Below are 13,612 nucleotides of genomic sequence, written 5' to 3' on the forward strand. Positions count from 1 at the left end.
TGTGTAGGTGAGATCATGGCGTTCGACGTTGCCGAACACCTGCCGTAACGCTGCCGCCGTCTCGCCCCACCACGCCTCCGGTTGCGCAAGGGTCCGCTGGATCCGCCGGGGTGAGCGGGCGGGCCACCCCGGACGTCCGCGAGCGCTTCCAAGCATTGGTGACAGCGGGTACCAGTGGTGCACTTGCGGATCCCGCGACGCTGCCCGTCACGGACGCGCACACCCATACTGGCGAAGGCGGCATTCACGACTTCGACTCGGACGGCGATGTGCGGCGCAGAGACCTCCTGACGGGCGTGACGATCAGCGGCATCACCCTGCCGAACGTCGCAACCCTGCTCGAAGCACTGGTCGCACCGCGAGCGCGCAACGCCGAGCCAGTTGCCTTGCCGCTCCGGCAGTTCGCTCGGGACGTGGCCGCCGCGAAGACCGACTATCAGGCGTGCCGTTACGAGCAGGTTCTCGCCGGGCTCGTGGCCCTGTTGCCCGCCCTGGAACCAACTCGTGCCGACGCCGAGGGTGAGCAGCGAGCGCAGGTCGACGCCTTGGCCAGCGACCTCTACCACGTCGTCGGCAGCGTGCTGCTCAAGGTCGGTGACAAGGGCATGGCCTTGGTCGCCGCCGAACGCAGCACCCGCGCCGCCGCGATCAGCCAGGACCCGGTGGCGATGGCTGCAAGCGCCCGGATCATGACCCACGCCCTGATGAGCAACGGCCACGGCCCCCAGGCGCAACAGCTTGCCGAAGACGTGGCCGAGACCCTCCGACGCGACACCGGACTCGCCTCGACCGACGCGGTCGCCGTCTACGGCGCCCTGCTGCTGCGCGGTGCTATCGCCGCCGCCCGCGACGACAACCGAGGCAACGCACAAGCCATGCTCGCTGAGGCCTTCCATGCCGCAGGACGACTCGGCTACGACGGCAACGACCGGTGGACCGGCTTCGGTGCCACCAACGTCCTGCTGCACCGCGTCAACATCGCGCTGACCCTGGGCGACGCCGGCACCGCCATCACCCTCGCCCGCCAGGTGCCGCTGGACAAGATCGGCCTCGCCGAACGTAAGGCCTCCCTGATCGTCGACGTGGCCCGCGCCTACACGCAGTGGGGACGCTACGAGCACGGTCTGAACGCGCTTCGTAGCGCGTATGAGGTGGCACCAGAGGAGATTCGCTGCCGGCCAACGGTTCAGCGCATCGCCAGCGACCTGGCAGTCCTTACCCGGGGGCACGTTCGCAGCGCTGTCCTCGACTTCGCTCAGCAACCCGGGATTCGCGTATGACTAGCGGCCACCTGCAGATCGTCGTCTGCGCTGCCGGGCCCGCCGCGGACGTGACACAACTGGTCACAACCGCGACAGAGCAGTCGTGGACAACGGCGGTCACCGCCACCCCCAGCGCCCTCGAGTTCATCGACGCGGAAGCGATAGAGAGCTGACCGGGCACCCGGTTCGGTCCACTTACCGGTCGTCCCCCGGCACCCGCCGCTCGCTCCCCGCCGCGGACGCGCTCATCATCGCGCCCGCCACCTACAACTCCGTCAACAAGATCGCCCTCGGCATTGCCGACAACTATTCGATGACGACGGTCGCCGAGCTGATCGGCCGGCAGGTGCCGACCGTGGTTGTCCCGTTCGTCAACGCCGCCCTGGCCGCCCGCGCGCCCTTCCAGCGCGCCATAGCGGCCCTTCGCAATGAGCGCGTACGGGTTCTCCTCGGGACCGACGACGGATGGGAGCCACACCCGCCCGGCAGCGGCAACGGTCGCCAGAAGGCTTTCCCGTGGGCGACGGCGTTCGAAGCGGCGACCCGGCTGGCCGGCGAGGTGCCGGCCGGCAGCACTGATCGCAGCTGACTCCAAAGTGCATCACGACTTCGGAGGCGTGAACGAGATCAGACCCCGAGGTCGGTCAGCCGCCGGACGCTGCCGTCCTCGGGCATCCTCCACACCTGATCATTGGGCCAGTACCGATACAGCACCTTCCTGGTGGTTACAGCGATCCTCGGTCGCAGCGGCTCGCGGACCAAGTCAACCAGCAGTTGCTCTTCCCGCTCGGCGTCCTGAACGATGATCAACACCGCTCCGACCGGCAGCGCCCGGTCGGTACGCCGGTAGCTGGTCAGCAATCCGCCCAGCCCCGAAGTCCGCCGCTCATGCTCGGCGACAACGTCACCGACCGCGCCACGGTCGACGTGCACCAGGAACCGCAGGCACCGCCCGTCCTCCAGCCACACGCCGTAGCCGTCGGCCCGCAGCTGCGCCAGGTCGTGCTGGCGCAACCACGCCGAGGTCTCCATCGTCGCCAGCCACTGGAACAGCTCGCACCGCCCGGGATTTCGCCGCGACACCTCGAGCAACGGCAGGAACAGCAGGGCGTCCGCCGCCCCCGGAGGCCGCTGGCCCAACCGCAACGGAACCGGCCGCCCCGACGCCGTCAGGTCGTGGCGGAGCACCTCGGTCCCCTCGGCGGTGACCTCGTACCACCAGGTGTGGGTGCGGTCCTCCTCGGAGCGCTCGCGGCGCACCAGCCCCGCCGCGTGAAGCCAGACCAGATCCCGGTGAGCCGTCAGCCGCGACACGGCACAGACCAGCGCCACGTCCAGCGTCGACGCCGAACCGTGCTGCGCCAGGAACGACAGGACCCGCCACCGTCGCGACGACAACCGCCGCACGGCCACGTGGTCACCCATCTCCCAATGATCCCTCCGGACACCGGCAGTCCGACACCCGGTTTCCCCAGTACGTAACGGAGAGTAGCCAGTGGACCAACCTGGAGACCTTGGCGCCGGGACGCCCGCGACCCGGAAACAACGCTCCGGGCGGGCTGTTAGGCGAAGCGCCGGCGGGACGTGCGAGCACCCGCGTACTCAAATCGGGGTTCCGGGGCCGATCCTGGAGATCACTGTTCAGTGAATCAGCCGAAGAGCTGAGGACAGAAGTGGCGATGCGGTCAAAGCCGCCCACCGCCGGCTGATCTCCAGGAACAGACTCGCGACCCGGTGTCGATCGCCAGATGGCGCTCTGACGCATGCCTCGCCGGCTCGACGAAGACGGTCCGCTACAGCGGTGCCAGCCCGGCGACCGTCACGGACAGCGACACTGCCGAGCCTCGGATCATTGGCGGGACGGGAACCCCAGCCGGGGCGAGACCTTCGCCTCCGCCATCGGACCCGAGCAGGTGTCCATAACCACTGCACCACCTCCACCGACAGCCGGAACGGTCCCACCGCTCCCGAGCACCCACCGAGCACCCAGCCATCGCCACGGATACGAAAAGGCTCCGGCCAGGTGGAGAACCACCAGGCCAGAGCCTTTATTGCTGGTGCGCCGCCAGGGACTCGAACCCCGAACCCGCGGATTAAGAGTCCGAGGGCCACAGCGGGAACGAGCGACTCGTCCAGTTACAGAAACCGCTGATCGACCTGCTCGACCAGAACGAGAAGCGCCGGCCCAGCGGGGAGAAGTGCCGCCTCGTGGAGCAGCGCGAGCGCCGGCTCGGGCAGTTGTCCGCCGGCCGCGAGCGACGCACCTTAGCGGCCACCTCGGTCCGCACCGCGTACGGGCGGGCCCGGGTCGACCACCTCAACCTCGACTGGTCGCCGACGAACAACCAAGCAGCTCATGCTGGCGGTGACCAACACCGGCCCGGCGCCGCTGGACCTGACCGCCGTGGGGGTGCGCTATCACCTGCGCTTCGAGGGCGGCAACACCTCGCTCGTGCCGGAGTGTGACTGGGCGGCGCTGGGTTGCGACCGGATCCGCCGTACCGTTTAATTCTTCCCGCCGCCCGCGCCGCCGCCCGGCTCGCCCTTCCCGACGCCGACGGTCTACCCGGTGCCGGGCACGCCCGTCCCGGGCTTGTCGACCTGGGCCCGCACCGGGTGGATGCGGGTCACGTCGGGCAAATCGTGGAGGTGGGCGAACAGCTCCTCGTACTGACCCTTCCAGCGGACCGGACCGAAGGCGTGGTCGGTCATCATCTCGGGCGCCTCGCGAGCACCCATGGCCCGCGCCACCGCGCGGTCGACGCGGCCGGGATCCCCTTCCGCAACGCCACCGCCCGGCCGAACCCGAACTTCTCGATCGACCACTGCGACGGCCCGTCGGCGACACCCATTCGCGCCCACCCCCCGTGTAGACAAATACACGCTCTGTGAGGTTCCCGCGGATATCGACCGGCGTGAAGGGTTCAGCGGTCACCGGGGCGGGGTCGGGGCAGCTGCCGGTTGTAGCGCGGCCCGAGGGCGAGCACCAGGGCCTCCTTCTCGGCCTCCGGATTCTCCGTCTCCTTCCAGCGGACGACGCACCGGCTCAGCCAGTGGGCGATGTCGCTGGCCGTCGCCACCGGGCCGGTCCGGTCGAGCTCCTGCCCGATCTGGTCGTGCAGCACCGACGAACCCCGATTGCCGGTCAGGTGCTGGCGCAGCCGGTCCCGCAGGTTACCGGTGCGCCCGACATAGATGACGGTGTCGCCCGCGAGGACCACGTGAACGCCGGCGGCGCGGGGCGCGCTTTCTGCCGTGTCCATCGTGTACGGCAGGGCAGGCGTGAAGCCGGCGAGCAGGTCGTCGTACCCGATCTCGGTCATCCCCGGACGGTATCGAGGAAGCGTGCCACCCGGCAGCCCCGTCATCGCACTTGCGGACTGCACATTCTGGCGGCTATGGCGCAGTCGTCCGCCGCGCGGCCCGCCGCGCGGACTGCGTGGTGCGGCGGTCACGCGTCGACCTCCCGCTGCGCCTGCACGATCGTGTCGAAGGGCAGGTCGAGGGCGCAGAGCACCGCGGCCAGGTAGTCGAGCACCGCCAGCACTGCTCATCGGTCCACCCCAGCCGCCGCCAAGCGCCGCCCGTCGGTCGCCCGCCGGTCGGGCCTCCAGCGCCGCAAGCAGTTGCGCCGCCAGGTAGGTGGCGAGCCGCGGACCGTCCACCCCGATGAGGTACGGCGCCAGCTCGGCGTCCGCCGCGACGAGGCGCAGCCAGCGGATCACGACGCCGCGCACCCCGGCCGGGCCGAGCCAGTCGTAGATGTTCCGGGGGCAGGTGATTAGCTCCGTCGTCCGCACATCGATCGGTGCGCATCATCGACCGTCACCAGTTCAGCCCTCTGCCACCAGGGTCAGACGTCGCCGCCGCCCGCTGGTTACCGATCGTCGAGCATTCACTCGATTCCTTGGTCGTGCCGGTGCCGCCGCAACGCCCTCAGGTCCGGCCGGTGCGCGGGATCGACCATCGGCCGCAGCTTGCGGCCGGCAAACTGGGCGTAGTGGCCGAGGCCCTCAACCATCCGCACCCGGTAGGAGTCGTCGATCCAGAGCAGGCCCTGATCGAAGAGATTGTGCAGGTCCGCGCGAAGCAGCAGGCCGTTGATCAGCCGGTTGGTGGCGGGGCCGTCGTACGGCTCGATATGCGCCGCCTGCAGCGTTGCCTCTACGTCGCAACCGCTGATCGCGCACTTGCCGTCGTACGCCTCGATCAGCCGGCGGCGGAACTCCGCCTGGCCCTGCCGAGCGGTGACCTGAGCAAGCCGACGCCGCCGCCCCTCCGGCATTTCCTCGGGTCCCGGCGCACGACCGTCTTCCAAGATCTTCGCCAGCCGGTCAGACTCCGCCGGTTGGAGGGAGCGGACGGTCTGCACCAACTTGTCGAGCACATCAGGCCCAGGCACGGGGTGCGTCAGCAGGAAGCGGGTCAGCGGCACATCCCATCGAATATCCAGCCGCCACTCGGAACGGCCCTCATCGTTCATCCACGGGTAGGGATCGGCCCAGGCTGTGCCGGCGGCGACGATCCGCTGGTACGGCTTCGTGGCGTACACCCAGATCCGGTCGCCCGCCTTGATCTGGTGGAAGCACGAGGAGAGGTGCCAGACGACGAATGGTTTGTTGGCCTTGAAGGCGCGAAAGGTCTCCAGCACGCCCTGGTCATGGCCCCACGTCTCGCTTTGGTCGTTGACCGGGTAGACCCACTCCGCTGTCCGCGCGACGTGGCGCAGGACCTCGTCAACGAGCGGAGCGCTGTGGCCGGCGCCTTGCATCGTCTTCGCGGTGAGCAGCGACGAGGTCAGGTCACGTACCGCTTCGGCGAAGCGCTCGTCGGCGAGCGCGGCGATCAGCCGGTCGTACCGGCCGCAGACCCTGGCCTGGTCCGGACCGGCGTCGCGGTAGTCCGAGGGTTCCTCGGTGAGCCCTGGGAACGCCCTGCCGAGCGCACGGCCAGTCGACCAGTGTCGCTTCAGGATCGACCGCCGGACCACCACGAACCCCTCGGCCATTCCCTCGTTCGCCGGGTCCAAGGGCTCATGCAGGACGAAGGTCTCCATCGTTCGCATGCACACTGCGGAGAGGCGCTGCGGATCCCGGGTTGTGTTCGGCAGGCAGGAGAGGGTCCAGTAGTCGCGCTCGGTGGCGGCCGCGTCGGGCACGGCTACGGCGAGGTAGGCGCGGTTCGCGGCCACCACCGCTGAGTGGTACCGGCTCTTGCTCAGCCGCGCGAACTGACCTCGGGCATCGGACCCGACACGCATCACGGACTCCTCGTCAGGGCCTCACGGCCCACGCCTCGCCTATCGGCCACCGGGTAGCGGCTCACCGAAGAACGGTGATGGTAATGAATCTTCAGTCCGAAGAACGTCCCGATGCAGAGGCCAGACGGGGAAACGGCCCAACACCCGACGCGTGACGGTCCGCTCGGCCGACGGTGACCGGCCGGCCGCGGCGGCGAGGCGGCTGCCCGGAGGTTGCCCGGACGGACGCATCCGCAGCAGGGTCAAGGGCATCGCCGTCTCACCGCCCGTCCGGGCCGAAAAGGCAGGTGCCGCAGTGCTTTCGATAGACGTCGCCGGTCGACCGGTGGAGGACCCGCTGGCGGTGTTCGCGGCCTACTGCCATCGGCACGGCAGGACCATCCGCGCCTACGACTGGCTCGCCGGCACACACCCTGTCCTGACACCGGAGCTCATCAAGGTGACCCGCTCCCCGTGGATGGGCAGCAGGATCAGCCGGGAGCAGGAATACCACCTGCTCCGACTCAGCGAAACCGCCCCCTGGGACGACGTGCCCGTGCACGCCCACCTCCGGGACGCCGATCCGATGCGCGACGACGGCCTCTACAACCGCGCCCTGGGTCTGTACCGCCACTTCTTGCAGGATCGTCCGCGCGCGCTCGGCCATGCCAAGGTCAGCAAAGCCCTGCACCTGGTGCGGCCGGGCCTCTTCCTCATTCTCGACAGCGCTCTACTCAAGCGGTACCGGCAGGCCGCCGAGGTGGCGGCGCGGGATCTCGCCCAGGCCGGCAGCCGGCATGCGCCACCACGGCGGGCCTATTGGGCGGCATACCGGCAGGACGTGGTGCGGGCGGCCGACGGCCTCGCCCAGCTGCGGGCCGCCGCGAGCGCCCACCATGATCCGCTGGTGGTGGAGGCGGCGGGCCGGCTCTCCGACGTGCGCCTGCTGGACATCCTCGCGTGGATGCCGGACCGGCAGGACGCACCGTCCGTCACCTGACAGCGGCCTACTCCCGCTGCCCGGCATGTCGTACGGCAGCTGGATGGGGCCGCCGTTTACCCAGGCGGCTGTACCGCACGTGCTCGACAATTGGCGGTTACGTCCCGCCCAGGTGCGCGAGCATTGTCTGGTTCGCGGCCCAGCCGTCGGGGAACTTGACGGGCACGTCAAGGTGCACCGACTCGGTCGAGGGGTGGGCGTCCAGCAGCTCGCCGATGCCCGCCCGGGTCACCACGATGCAGGCGTGCCGGTGCCGGGACGCCAGCACGCACAGCCGCCCCGACTCCAGGTGGAAGGCCGTGGCATCCCGCCGACCGGACAGCGGGTGCAGCACGATCGTCACGTCGTACTCGCGGCCCTGGAGCCGGTTCGCGGTGTCGACGGTGACGCCCGCCCCGGCCTCGCCAAGATGGGCGCGGATGGCCGCGACCTGATCGCGGTGCGCGGCCCCGACGGCGATCCGGTCGGCGGTGACCGGCGCGCCGGCCGCGTGCTCGGAGACGGCGACCGCTCCCCGCCGCAACACCCGCAGCGCCAGCGCGGCGCACGCCGAAGCCGCCTCCGCGTCGGTGCGCAGGGTGTGCCGGGCCGGCAGTTCGTGCAGCGCCCAGCCCGTCGCCGCGGCCAGCTCGACCGCCGCGTCGAGCGCGTCCCCCGGGCCGGGCTCGGTGAACGACAGCGCCCGGTCGTCGGGGCCGGTGCCGGCGCGGAACCCGGTGAACGGGTAGAACGCCGCCGCTACCACCGGCGCCGCCGACGCCGGCAGCCGCCACGACACGGGCAGGCGGTGGACGGGCAGCTCGGGGTTGTGCCGCAGCAGCACCGCCACCGCCGACTGCATCGGATCCCAGGTCAGGCCGGTCCAGCGCGCGGTCTCGACGGTGGAGAACGGATCTAGCTGGCCCGGGTCGCCCACGAACAGCGCCCGCTCGAACCGGCGGGCCACGCGCAGCAGGGCGTCCGACCGCATCTGGTACGCCTCGTCGACGATCGCCCAGGGCCACGAGCCCTCGGTGACGGTGGCCCACTTGGCGGCCGTACCGATGATGACGGCCGGGCCGGCGAGGTCGGCGACCTTGGCGGCGACCCGGACCGTCTCGTGCGCCCTGACCCGGTCGGAGGGCCGGTAGTCGGCGGCGGAGAGGCGGCCGATGCGCAGCTCGGGGGCCTTGTGGGCGAGGCGCTCGATGAGGTCGTCGACCTGCTCGTTGGTCTGCGCGATGATGATCAGCGGCTCGCCGGCGGCGGCCAGCTCGACGGCAGCCCGCACCACGAGGGTCGACTTGCCGGCGCCGGGTGGCGAGTCGACCACCACGCCGCGGTGGTTGCCGGAGCCCAGGTCGGCCAGTACGGCGGTGATCACCCGCTCCGCTTCGACGGCGGGCGGCACCTCCAGCCCAGCAAGCATCGACCACACCTCCCCACAAGGCATCTCCGGGACCCTACCGGCAATCCCCCGGCCACCTCACGGCCGCTCGTGTTCCGGCACAGCGCCGTCCACGGCTCTACGGCGACTGATCCCGCCGGCTGCCGACGCCCCGCCGGGAGAATGCCGGAAGCGGGCACTGACCAGAAGTCGTCGTCCTTGACGACGTTGCGTTCCCGAAGCCTGGGCAGCGACCGAAGACGATCTCGGCGGTGAACCCCTTCCGCTCTGCTCGCCGTGCCCGACCCGCCCGACCGGATCCTCGGCGCCATGCCGTTTCTCCAGCCCGGCCGGGCCCGGACAGTGGACCTCTCCGGGCCCGCAGCGCCTCTCTCGCCGGAGCTGAACCTCACCGAGTCCGCGCGGAGCCGCCAAGGTTGCCGGCTGCTTCGGAGCACACACCGTCCGTTAATCCGGCACACTGGGGACATGCGGCCAGAGATGATGATCGCAGTGACGTCTGCCGGTGTATCGCTGGTCAGTGCCCTGCTTAGCAGCAGAGCGACGTACCGAGCTGCGGTCCTGCAGCATCGACTGCAGGAACAGGCTCACCGACGAAGCAAAGCGGAACTCGCCGAAGAGTTGTTCCGACGGTACCGCGAGCCTCTACTCTGGGCCGCCCACTCGCTTCAGTCGCGGCTGTTCAACGCCATCAGCCGGAACTTCTTGACCACGTACCTGCATGGCGGCGACCCGGAGGAAGAACGTTACGTTCGCGACAACACCGTGTACGTCCTAGCGGAGTACCTGGCCTGGCTGGAAATCATCCGCCGAGATCAGCGCTTCCTCGACATCGGCGATGTCGAGGGCACCAAAGAGTTCTTTGCCCGAATCGGACGCACGAGAGACATCCTCGGGACCGACAGCGTCGAGGGACCGTTCCGCCTCTTTCGCGGCCAACAACGCGCCATCGGCGAGCTAGTGCTGACGCCGGGGGAGTCTTCAAACGGCGCCGGGCAAGAGGTGATGGGATACGCGACATTCTGTGAACGGTTGGACAACGATGCCCGATTCGCTGCCTGGTTCGACCGCCTCCGCTTTGAGGTTGACGCAATCGAGCAGGGTGGCATCGACGGGAACCAGCGGTTGGTCCAGCTGCAAAATCGACTGATCGACCTGGTCGAGTCCCTCGATCCCAATGGGGACCGGCTGCCCAGGAGTGATCGGGATCGGCTCGTGGAGCATGGGCACCTGCCAACCCAGCGTGCGCTGGCAGACACGGACTGATGCGAGTTTGCGCGGTTTCCGTCAGGAGCCACCGGGTGCATAATCCAGGACCCACCTCTGGCCGGTCATGAACGGCGGCCAACACCCGACGGAGGCCTTCGCCGACTTGAGCGCCGGTTAGGCGGCGCGGCCCTGGCACATGCCGGTTGAAGCGCGGCTTCAGGGCCAGGACCAGGGCTTCCTTCGCACCCTCCGGGTTGTCGGCCTCCTACCAGCGGACCTCGCACCGACCCAGCCAGCCCGCGATGTCGGCGGCCGACGCCGCGTTGCCCGGGGCGTCGAGGAGCTGACCGACCTGCTCGTGCAGCACCGATGACTCGCGGCTGCCGGTCAGGTGCTGCCGGCGGCGATCCCGCAGACCCCGCCTCGTCCGGCCGACATAGATGACCACGCCGCCGTCGAGGACCACATGCATGCCGGGCGCGCGGGGAGCGCCGGCGACGGCCTCTATGGTGTACGGCTGGGGAGCCGTGAAGCCGGCCAGCAGATCGTCGTGGGTGGCGTCGGGCCTCCCCGGAGGCTACCGGTGGGGGCCCTCGTCCGTGGCCCCGCACGGGCCGTCGTGGTCGTTGCGGCGTCGGCAGCGGGCGGCCCCGTCGAGCTTGGCGTCGCACCAGATCCGGGTACGCAGGAACTGCTGATCCTCCTCGCTGAGGGTGGTCTCGCCGAAGTCGATGGCGGCGACGTGGCCGAGCGAGTCGCGTAGGGCTGCGGCCAGGGTGATGGCCCCGTCGAGGCTGGTCAGGGTAGTGGGAAGATGGATGATCCAGCGGGGTGGGGTCATCGCTGCCACCGGCTGTTCGGTGGACCTGGATCGGTGAGGCGGCAGCCGGTGTGCCGGGACTGCCACTGCCGCAGCGCCTGGCGGATGCGTTCGGCCTCGGTGTTCGCCGTGGTCAGCTCGCGGTGCAGGCGTTCGAGTTCGTCGGCCACCCGGTTGAGGTAGTCGTGCACCTGGCCGGGGTCGAGGCCGCGCCAGCGGGTGTCGAAGGAGGCGATGCGGGCGTGGGGCGGGTGCAGGCGTTCCCCAGTCACGTAGATCATCGCTGCGGCGCCTCCCGCTCGGCGACCAGCGCTCGGATCCGCCGGTCGGTGAGGTCGCGGTGGTCGAGGACCCGGCGGCCCCAGCGGTGCAGCTGGCAGGGGTGGGGTGCGCGGTCGTTGCGGCAGCGCAGGCCGTCGGGCCACTGCTCGGCGACATGCACGGTGACCGCCTTGACGGCGAAGCCGATGCCTTCGGCGGTGACGTAGGGCGGTAGGGGTAGTTCGCCGAGGATCTCTCCGATCGAGTCCATGGCCCTCCTTGAACGGTTGTTGCGGCGCCGAGGCGGGCGGGGTCGTCGGTACGACCGCGCGTCCGTACCGACCGGAGCCCAGGACCCACCCCGGGCCTGCTTAGCGTTCCGAAGCCACTTTGAGCAGCGGAAGCATTCACATGTTGCTGTTGGCGCAGCCGGTGCTACGTGCCGAGTCGTCGGGCCCCAAGAGCCGCAGTCTCGGGATGCCGGGACAGCTCTGACGACATGAGGAGCTCTGTCACAGCCGCTGCCCCGACACCGTTCGGGCATTCACCCAAAGCGCGGGAAACCAAGCTGCCGAGCGAGGAAACCCGCGTCAACGACGTTAGGTGACGTACTTACCTAAGTCAACATGCATCTTGTAGTTGATGACGCCCTCGTGCTCAAATCGAAGAGCCGAGCGAGGAGTGCCATCACATGCCCAACCGACCCGCGGACTATCTACGTGTCGTCAACGCCATCACAAAGCAGATCGACAGCGGAGAGCTGGCGCCAGGCGACAAGCTGCCCACGTACGCGCAGCTGGCCGAGCAGTACAAGGTCAGTATTTCCACCGCACAGGCGGCACTACGGATCCTTCGCGACCGAGGCCTGGTCGAAGGCCAACAGGGGAAGGGAACGTTCGTCGCCGACCGAGCTGCCAAGTCCCCTAACGGATGAGGGCAAGAAGCCGTCGGTTCGACCACCGACGCTGCTATCAGCTCCCTGGTGGCCGCCGGCGGCCATGACCGGCCGCCCGTCCAGCTTCTGGTCGAAGTCGGAGGTCCGGTAGACGATGGTGTCGTTGCGGTTGCCGGGCTGCGGGTCGACCAGGGCGACGACCAGGCGGGTGGTGGCATCGATGGCGACCTGCAGGTTGGTCGAGTCACGGTAGTTCTTGCTCGGGGCGGCGAGGCGGTGGTCGCAGGTGGGGATCAGCGTGCCGTCGACGATCGCGACCTGGTCGACCGGACGTCGACGGGTCGGCGCCAGGGCCAGCAAGGGTCCGAGGGTGTCGATGACGCGGTGGGCGGCGGAGTGCGATACCCCGAACAGAGGCCGATCTGGCGCATGGTCAGCTTGGCACGCCAGTACGTGGCGACCAGCAGCACCCGGTCGGGCAGGTCGAGGCCCATTGCCAGCCCGGCCGCCCGCCCGCGATGACGTCCCCGCCACGCCCGGCGCGCAGTTCGAAGATGGCACGATGTGATCATGAAGCCCCGCATCGTCCGGACGCACGACATCCTTCGCTACGCGCGCGATGCCAGCCACCTTGAGGAGACGCTGGACGGCTACCTCAACTACTACTTCGTGATGCCGTCGCCGGACAGTAGCCTGCCCCGCATCATGCTGGAGCGAGGAATCAACGCGCCGGCAAACGTCCACGGGCCGGACGGGGTACGACGGCCGGTCATTGCCCTTCGATCCAGTCCCTGGAAGGCTGGGCATGCAACCAATCCCTGGCACGACAAGTTCGACCTGGACCACGGCCACGTTCGCTACTACGGAGACCACAAGGCAAACACCCCTGGTTCGCTCGGCACCACCGCTGGCAACAAGGCCCTGCTCGGGGCCTGGCCCCTCTTTGCAGCTACCACCATGGAGGACCGACTGCTCGCTCCGCCACTCTTGCTGTTCCGCTCCGTGACGGTAGAGCGAGACGGACAGACCCTGGTTAAAGGCCACGTGGAGTTCTGCGGGGTTGGAGTCATCCAGCACCTCGAGCACGTTGTACAGCAGGATGAAACTACGGGCGGCAGCTTCCCGAACCTTGCCCTGGACATCGCGGTCGTAGACGCCTCCGACCGCGGCGACGCGATCGACCTGCGCTGGATCGACGACCGCCGCAATCCCGATCTGGATAGCCTCCAGGCGAACCGGTACGCCCCGCTCTCCTGGAGTCGCTGGGTCAGAGAAGGCGACCAAGCACTTCCGCGAGTCCGACGCTCCGTCGTTCCCGGACCGAGAACAGGCTCCTGAGAGCCGTTGCAGTCGTGGCTGAGCCAGGGTTGACGATGCGAGCGCGACGTCTCCGGCCTCCTCCCGGCGGCGCCCGCATGGCGCGGCTCAGGATGCCCGGCTCGTCGGTGGCCTCCCCATGGGTGAGACGCGAAGGCTCTTCAGCTACGCTGCTGGACCGCAAGTCTCCTCCCATCCTGCGGTCGAGCACTGCACGGACCG

15 protein-coding genes and 2 pseudogenes are annotated in these 13,612 nt (G+C 69.3%); 7 read left to right on the plus strand and 10 right to left on the minus strand.

Features of this window, described 5'->3' with window-relative positions:
• Positions 1 to 50: 50 nt before the first annotated feature.
• Together JNW89_RS00100 and JNW89_RS00105 are read left to right on the plus strand one after the other, a co-directional pair.
• Entirely contained in the window at positions 51 to 1,280 is a 1,230-nt protein-coding gene (locus JNW89_RS00100; RefSeq protein ID WP_375155020.1) for a hypothetical protein, read from the plus strand.
• A pseudogene (locus tag JNW89_RS00105) lies at positions 1,277 to 1,851 on the plus strand (flavoprotein). Before JNW89_RS00100 ends, JNW89_RS00105 begins: the two are co-directional and overlap by 4 nt.
• Positions 1,852 to 1,889: 38 nt before the next feature.
• On the opposite strand, the gene JNW89_RS00110 reads toward JNW89_RS00105, so the two are convergent.
• The gene (locus JNW89_RS00110) at positions 1,890 to 2,687 is read right to left on the minus strand and encodes a DeoR family transcriptional regulator (RefSeq protein ID WP_238447073.1); all 798 of its coding nucleotides are present in this window, start codon (positions 2,685 to 2,687) and stop codon (positions 1,890 to 1,892) included.
• A 931-nt stretch (positions 2,688 to 3,618) separates the two neighbouring features.
• Here JNW89_RS00110 and JNW89_RS00115 point away from each other — a divergent pair.
• Positions 3,619 to 3,771, plus strand: a complete 153-nt coding sequence (locus tag JNW89_RS00115; RefSeq protein WP_238447074.1) for a cellulose binding domain-containing protein — start codon at positions 3,619 to 3,621, stop codon at positions 3,769 to 3,771.
• A gap of 53 nt (positions 3,772 to 3,824) precedes the next feature.
• Here the strand turns inward: JNW89_RS00115 and JNW89_RS00120 are convergent, their stop codons facing one another.
• The 3 genes from JNW89_RS00120 to JNW89_RS37465 form a co-directional block, all read right to left on the minus strand.
• Positions 3,825 to 4,001 carry a hypothetical protein gene (locus JNW89_RS00120; RefSeq protein ID WP_238447075.1) on the minus strand — a complete coding sequence of 59 codons (177 nt, stop codon included), beginning with the start codon at positions 3,999 to 4,001 and terminating at the stop codon, positions 3,825 to 3,827.
• 185 nt (positions 4,002 to 4,186) lie between these two features.
• Entirely contained in the window at positions 4,187 to 4,585 is a 399-nt protein-coding gene (locus tag JNW89_RS00125; protein ID WP_238447076.1) for a hypothetical protein, read from the minus strand.
• 572 nt (positions 4,586 to 5,157) lie between these two features.
• On the minus strand, positions 5,158 to 6,456 hold the full coding sequence (locus JNW89_RS37465) for an HNH endonuclease (RefSeq protein ID WP_238447077.1): 1,299 nt from the start codon (positions 6,454 to 6,456) through the stop codon (positions 5,158 to 5,160).
• A 217-nt stretch (positions 6,457 to 6,673) separates the two neighbouring features.
• Here JNW89_RS37465 and JNW89_RS37935 point away from each other — a divergent pair, with 217 nt between their 5' ends.
• Positions 6,674 to 7,501: a DUF6308 family protein gene (locus JNW89_RS37935; RefSeq protein WP_238447078.1), complete on the plus strand. Its 828-nt coding sequence runs from the start codon at positions 6,674 to 6,676 to the stop codon at positions 7,499 to 7,501.
• A 97-nt stretch (positions 7,502 to 7,598) separates the two neighbouring features.
• On the opposite strand, the gene JNW89_RS00140 is transcribed toward JNW89_RS37935, so the two are convergent.
• Positions 7,599 to 8,909, minus strand: a complete 1,311-nt coding sequence (locus JNW89_RS00140) for an AAA family ATPase (RefSeq protein ID WP_238447079.1) — start codon at positions 8,907 to 8,909, stop codon at positions 7,599 to 7,601.
• 447 nt (positions 8,910 to 9,356) lie between these two features.
• On the opposite strand from JNW89_RS00140, the gene JNW89_RS00145 reads away from it, so the two are divergent.
• Positions 9,357 to 10,154: a hypothetical protein gene (locus JNW89_RS00145; protein ID WP_238447080.1), complete on the plus strand. Its 798-nt coding sequence runs from the start codon at positions 9,357 to 9,359 to the stop codon at positions 10,152 to 10,154.
• A 208-nt stretch (positions 10,155 to 10,362) separates the two neighbouring features.
• On the opposite strand, the gene JNW89_RS00150 is transcribed toward JNW89_RS00145, so the two are convergent.
• The 4 genes from JNW89_RS00150 to JNW89_RS00165 form a co-directional block, all read right to left on the minus strand.
• A complete protein-coding gene (locus JNW89_RS00150) occupies positions 10,363 to 10,569 on the minus strand; it encodes a hypothetical protein (RefSeq protein WP_238447081.1) in 207 nt (68 codons plus the stop codon).
• Between the two features lie 105 nt (positions 10,570 to 10,674).
• Positions 10,675 to 10,938 carry a hypothetical protein gene (locus JNW89_RS00155; protein WP_238447082.1) on the minus strand — a complete coding sequence of 88 codons (264 nt, stop codon included), beginning with the start codon at positions 10,936 to 10,938 and terminating at the stop codon, positions 10,675 to 10,677.
• Positions 10,935 to 11,198, minus strand: a complete 264-nt coding sequence (locus JNW89_RS00160) for a DivIVA domain-containing protein (protein ID WP_238447083.1) — start codon at positions 11,196 to 11,198, stop codon at positions 10,935 to 10,937. Before JNW89_RS00160 ends, JNW89_RS00155 begins: the two co-directional genes overlap by 4 nt.
• Positions 11,195 to 11,449, minus strand: coding sequence for a hypothetical protein (locus JNW89_RS00165; protein WP_238447084.1), 255 nt, complete (start codon positions 11,447 to 11,449; stop codon positions 11,195 to 11,197). Before JNW89_RS00165 ends, JNW89_RS00160 begins: the two co-directional genes overlap by 4 nt.
• A 420-nt stretch (positions 11,450 to 11,869) precedes the next feature.
• On the opposite strand from JNW89_RS00165, the gene JNW89_RS00170 reads away from it, so the two are divergent.
• A complete protein-coding gene (locus JNW89_RS00170; protein WP_238447085.1) occupies positions 11,870 to 12,112 on the plus strand; it encodes a winged helix-turn-helix domain-containing protein in 243 nt (80 codons plus the stop codon).
• A 42-nt stretch (positions 12,113 to 12,154) separates the two neighbouring features.
• Here JNW89_RS00170 and JNW89_RS00175 read toward each other — a convergent pair.
• A pseudogene (locus JNW89_RS00175) lies at positions 12,155 to 12,614 on the minus strand (transposase family protein); the annotation flags it as partial.
• Between the two features lie 29 nt (positions 12,615 to 12,643).
• Here JNW89_RS00175 and JNW89_RS00180 point away from each other — a divergent pair.
• Positions 12,644 to 13,411, plus strand: a complete 768-nt coding sequence (locus tag JNW89_RS00180; RefSeq protein ID WP_238447086.1) for a hypothetical protein — start codon at positions 12,644 to 12,646, stop codon at positions 13,409 to 13,411.
• Positions 13,412 to 13,612 lie beyond the last annotated feature (201 nt).

This window comes from Micromonospora sp. 4G55 (assembly GCF_016803375.1).

Bases quoted from the DNA above. Each gene is read 5' to 3' on its own strand.
- JNW89_RS00110 (WP_238447073.1), bottom strand. From the start codon at position 2,687: ATGGGTGACCACGTGGCCGTGCGGCGGTTGTCGTCGCGACGGTGGCGG.
- JNW89_RS00115 (WP_238447074.1), top strand. From the start codon at position 3,619: ATGCTGGCGGTGACCAACACCGGCCCGGCGCCGCTGGACCTGACCGCC.
- JNW89_RS00120 (WP_238447075.1), bottom strand. From the start codon at position 4,001: ATGGGTGCTCGCGAGGCGCCCGAGATGATGACCGACCACGCCTTCGGT.
- JNW89_RS00125 (WP_238447076.1), bottom strand. From the start codon at position 4,585: ATGACCGAGATCGGGTACGACGACCTGCTCGCCGGCTTCACGCCTGCC.
- JNW89_RS00140 (WP_238447079.1), bottom strand. From the start codon at position 8,909: ATGCTTGCTGGGCTGGAGGTGCCGCCCGCCGTCGAAGCGGAGCGGGTG.
- JNW89_RS00145 (WP_238447080.1), top strand. From the start codon at position 9,357: ATGCGGCCAGAGATGATGATCGCAGTGACGTCTGCCGGTGTATCGCTG.
- JNW89_RS00150 (WP_238447081.1), bottom strand. From the start codon at position 10,569: ATGCATGTGGTCCTCGACGGCGGCGTGGTCATCTATGTCGGCCGGACG.
- JNW89_RS00155 (WP_238447082.1), bottom strand. From the start codon at position 10,938: ATGACCCCACCCCGCTGGATCATCCATCTTCCCACTACCCTGACCAGC.
- JNW89_RS00160 (WP_238447083.1), bottom strand. From the start codon at position 11,198: ATGATCTACGTGACTGGGGAACGCCTGCACCCGCCCCACGCCCGCATC.
- JNW89_RS00165 (WP_238447084.1), bottom strand. From the start codon at position 11,449: ATGGACTCGATCGGAGAGATCCTCGGCGAACTACCCCTACCGCCCTAC.
- JNW89_RS00170 (WP_238447085.1), top strand. From the start codon at position 11,870: ATGCCCAACCGACCCGCGGACTATCTACGTGTCGTCAACGCCATCACA.
- JNW89_RS00180 (WP_238447086.1), top strand. From the start codon at position 12,644: ATGAAGCCCCGCATCGTCCGGACGCACGACATCCTTCGCTACGCGCGC.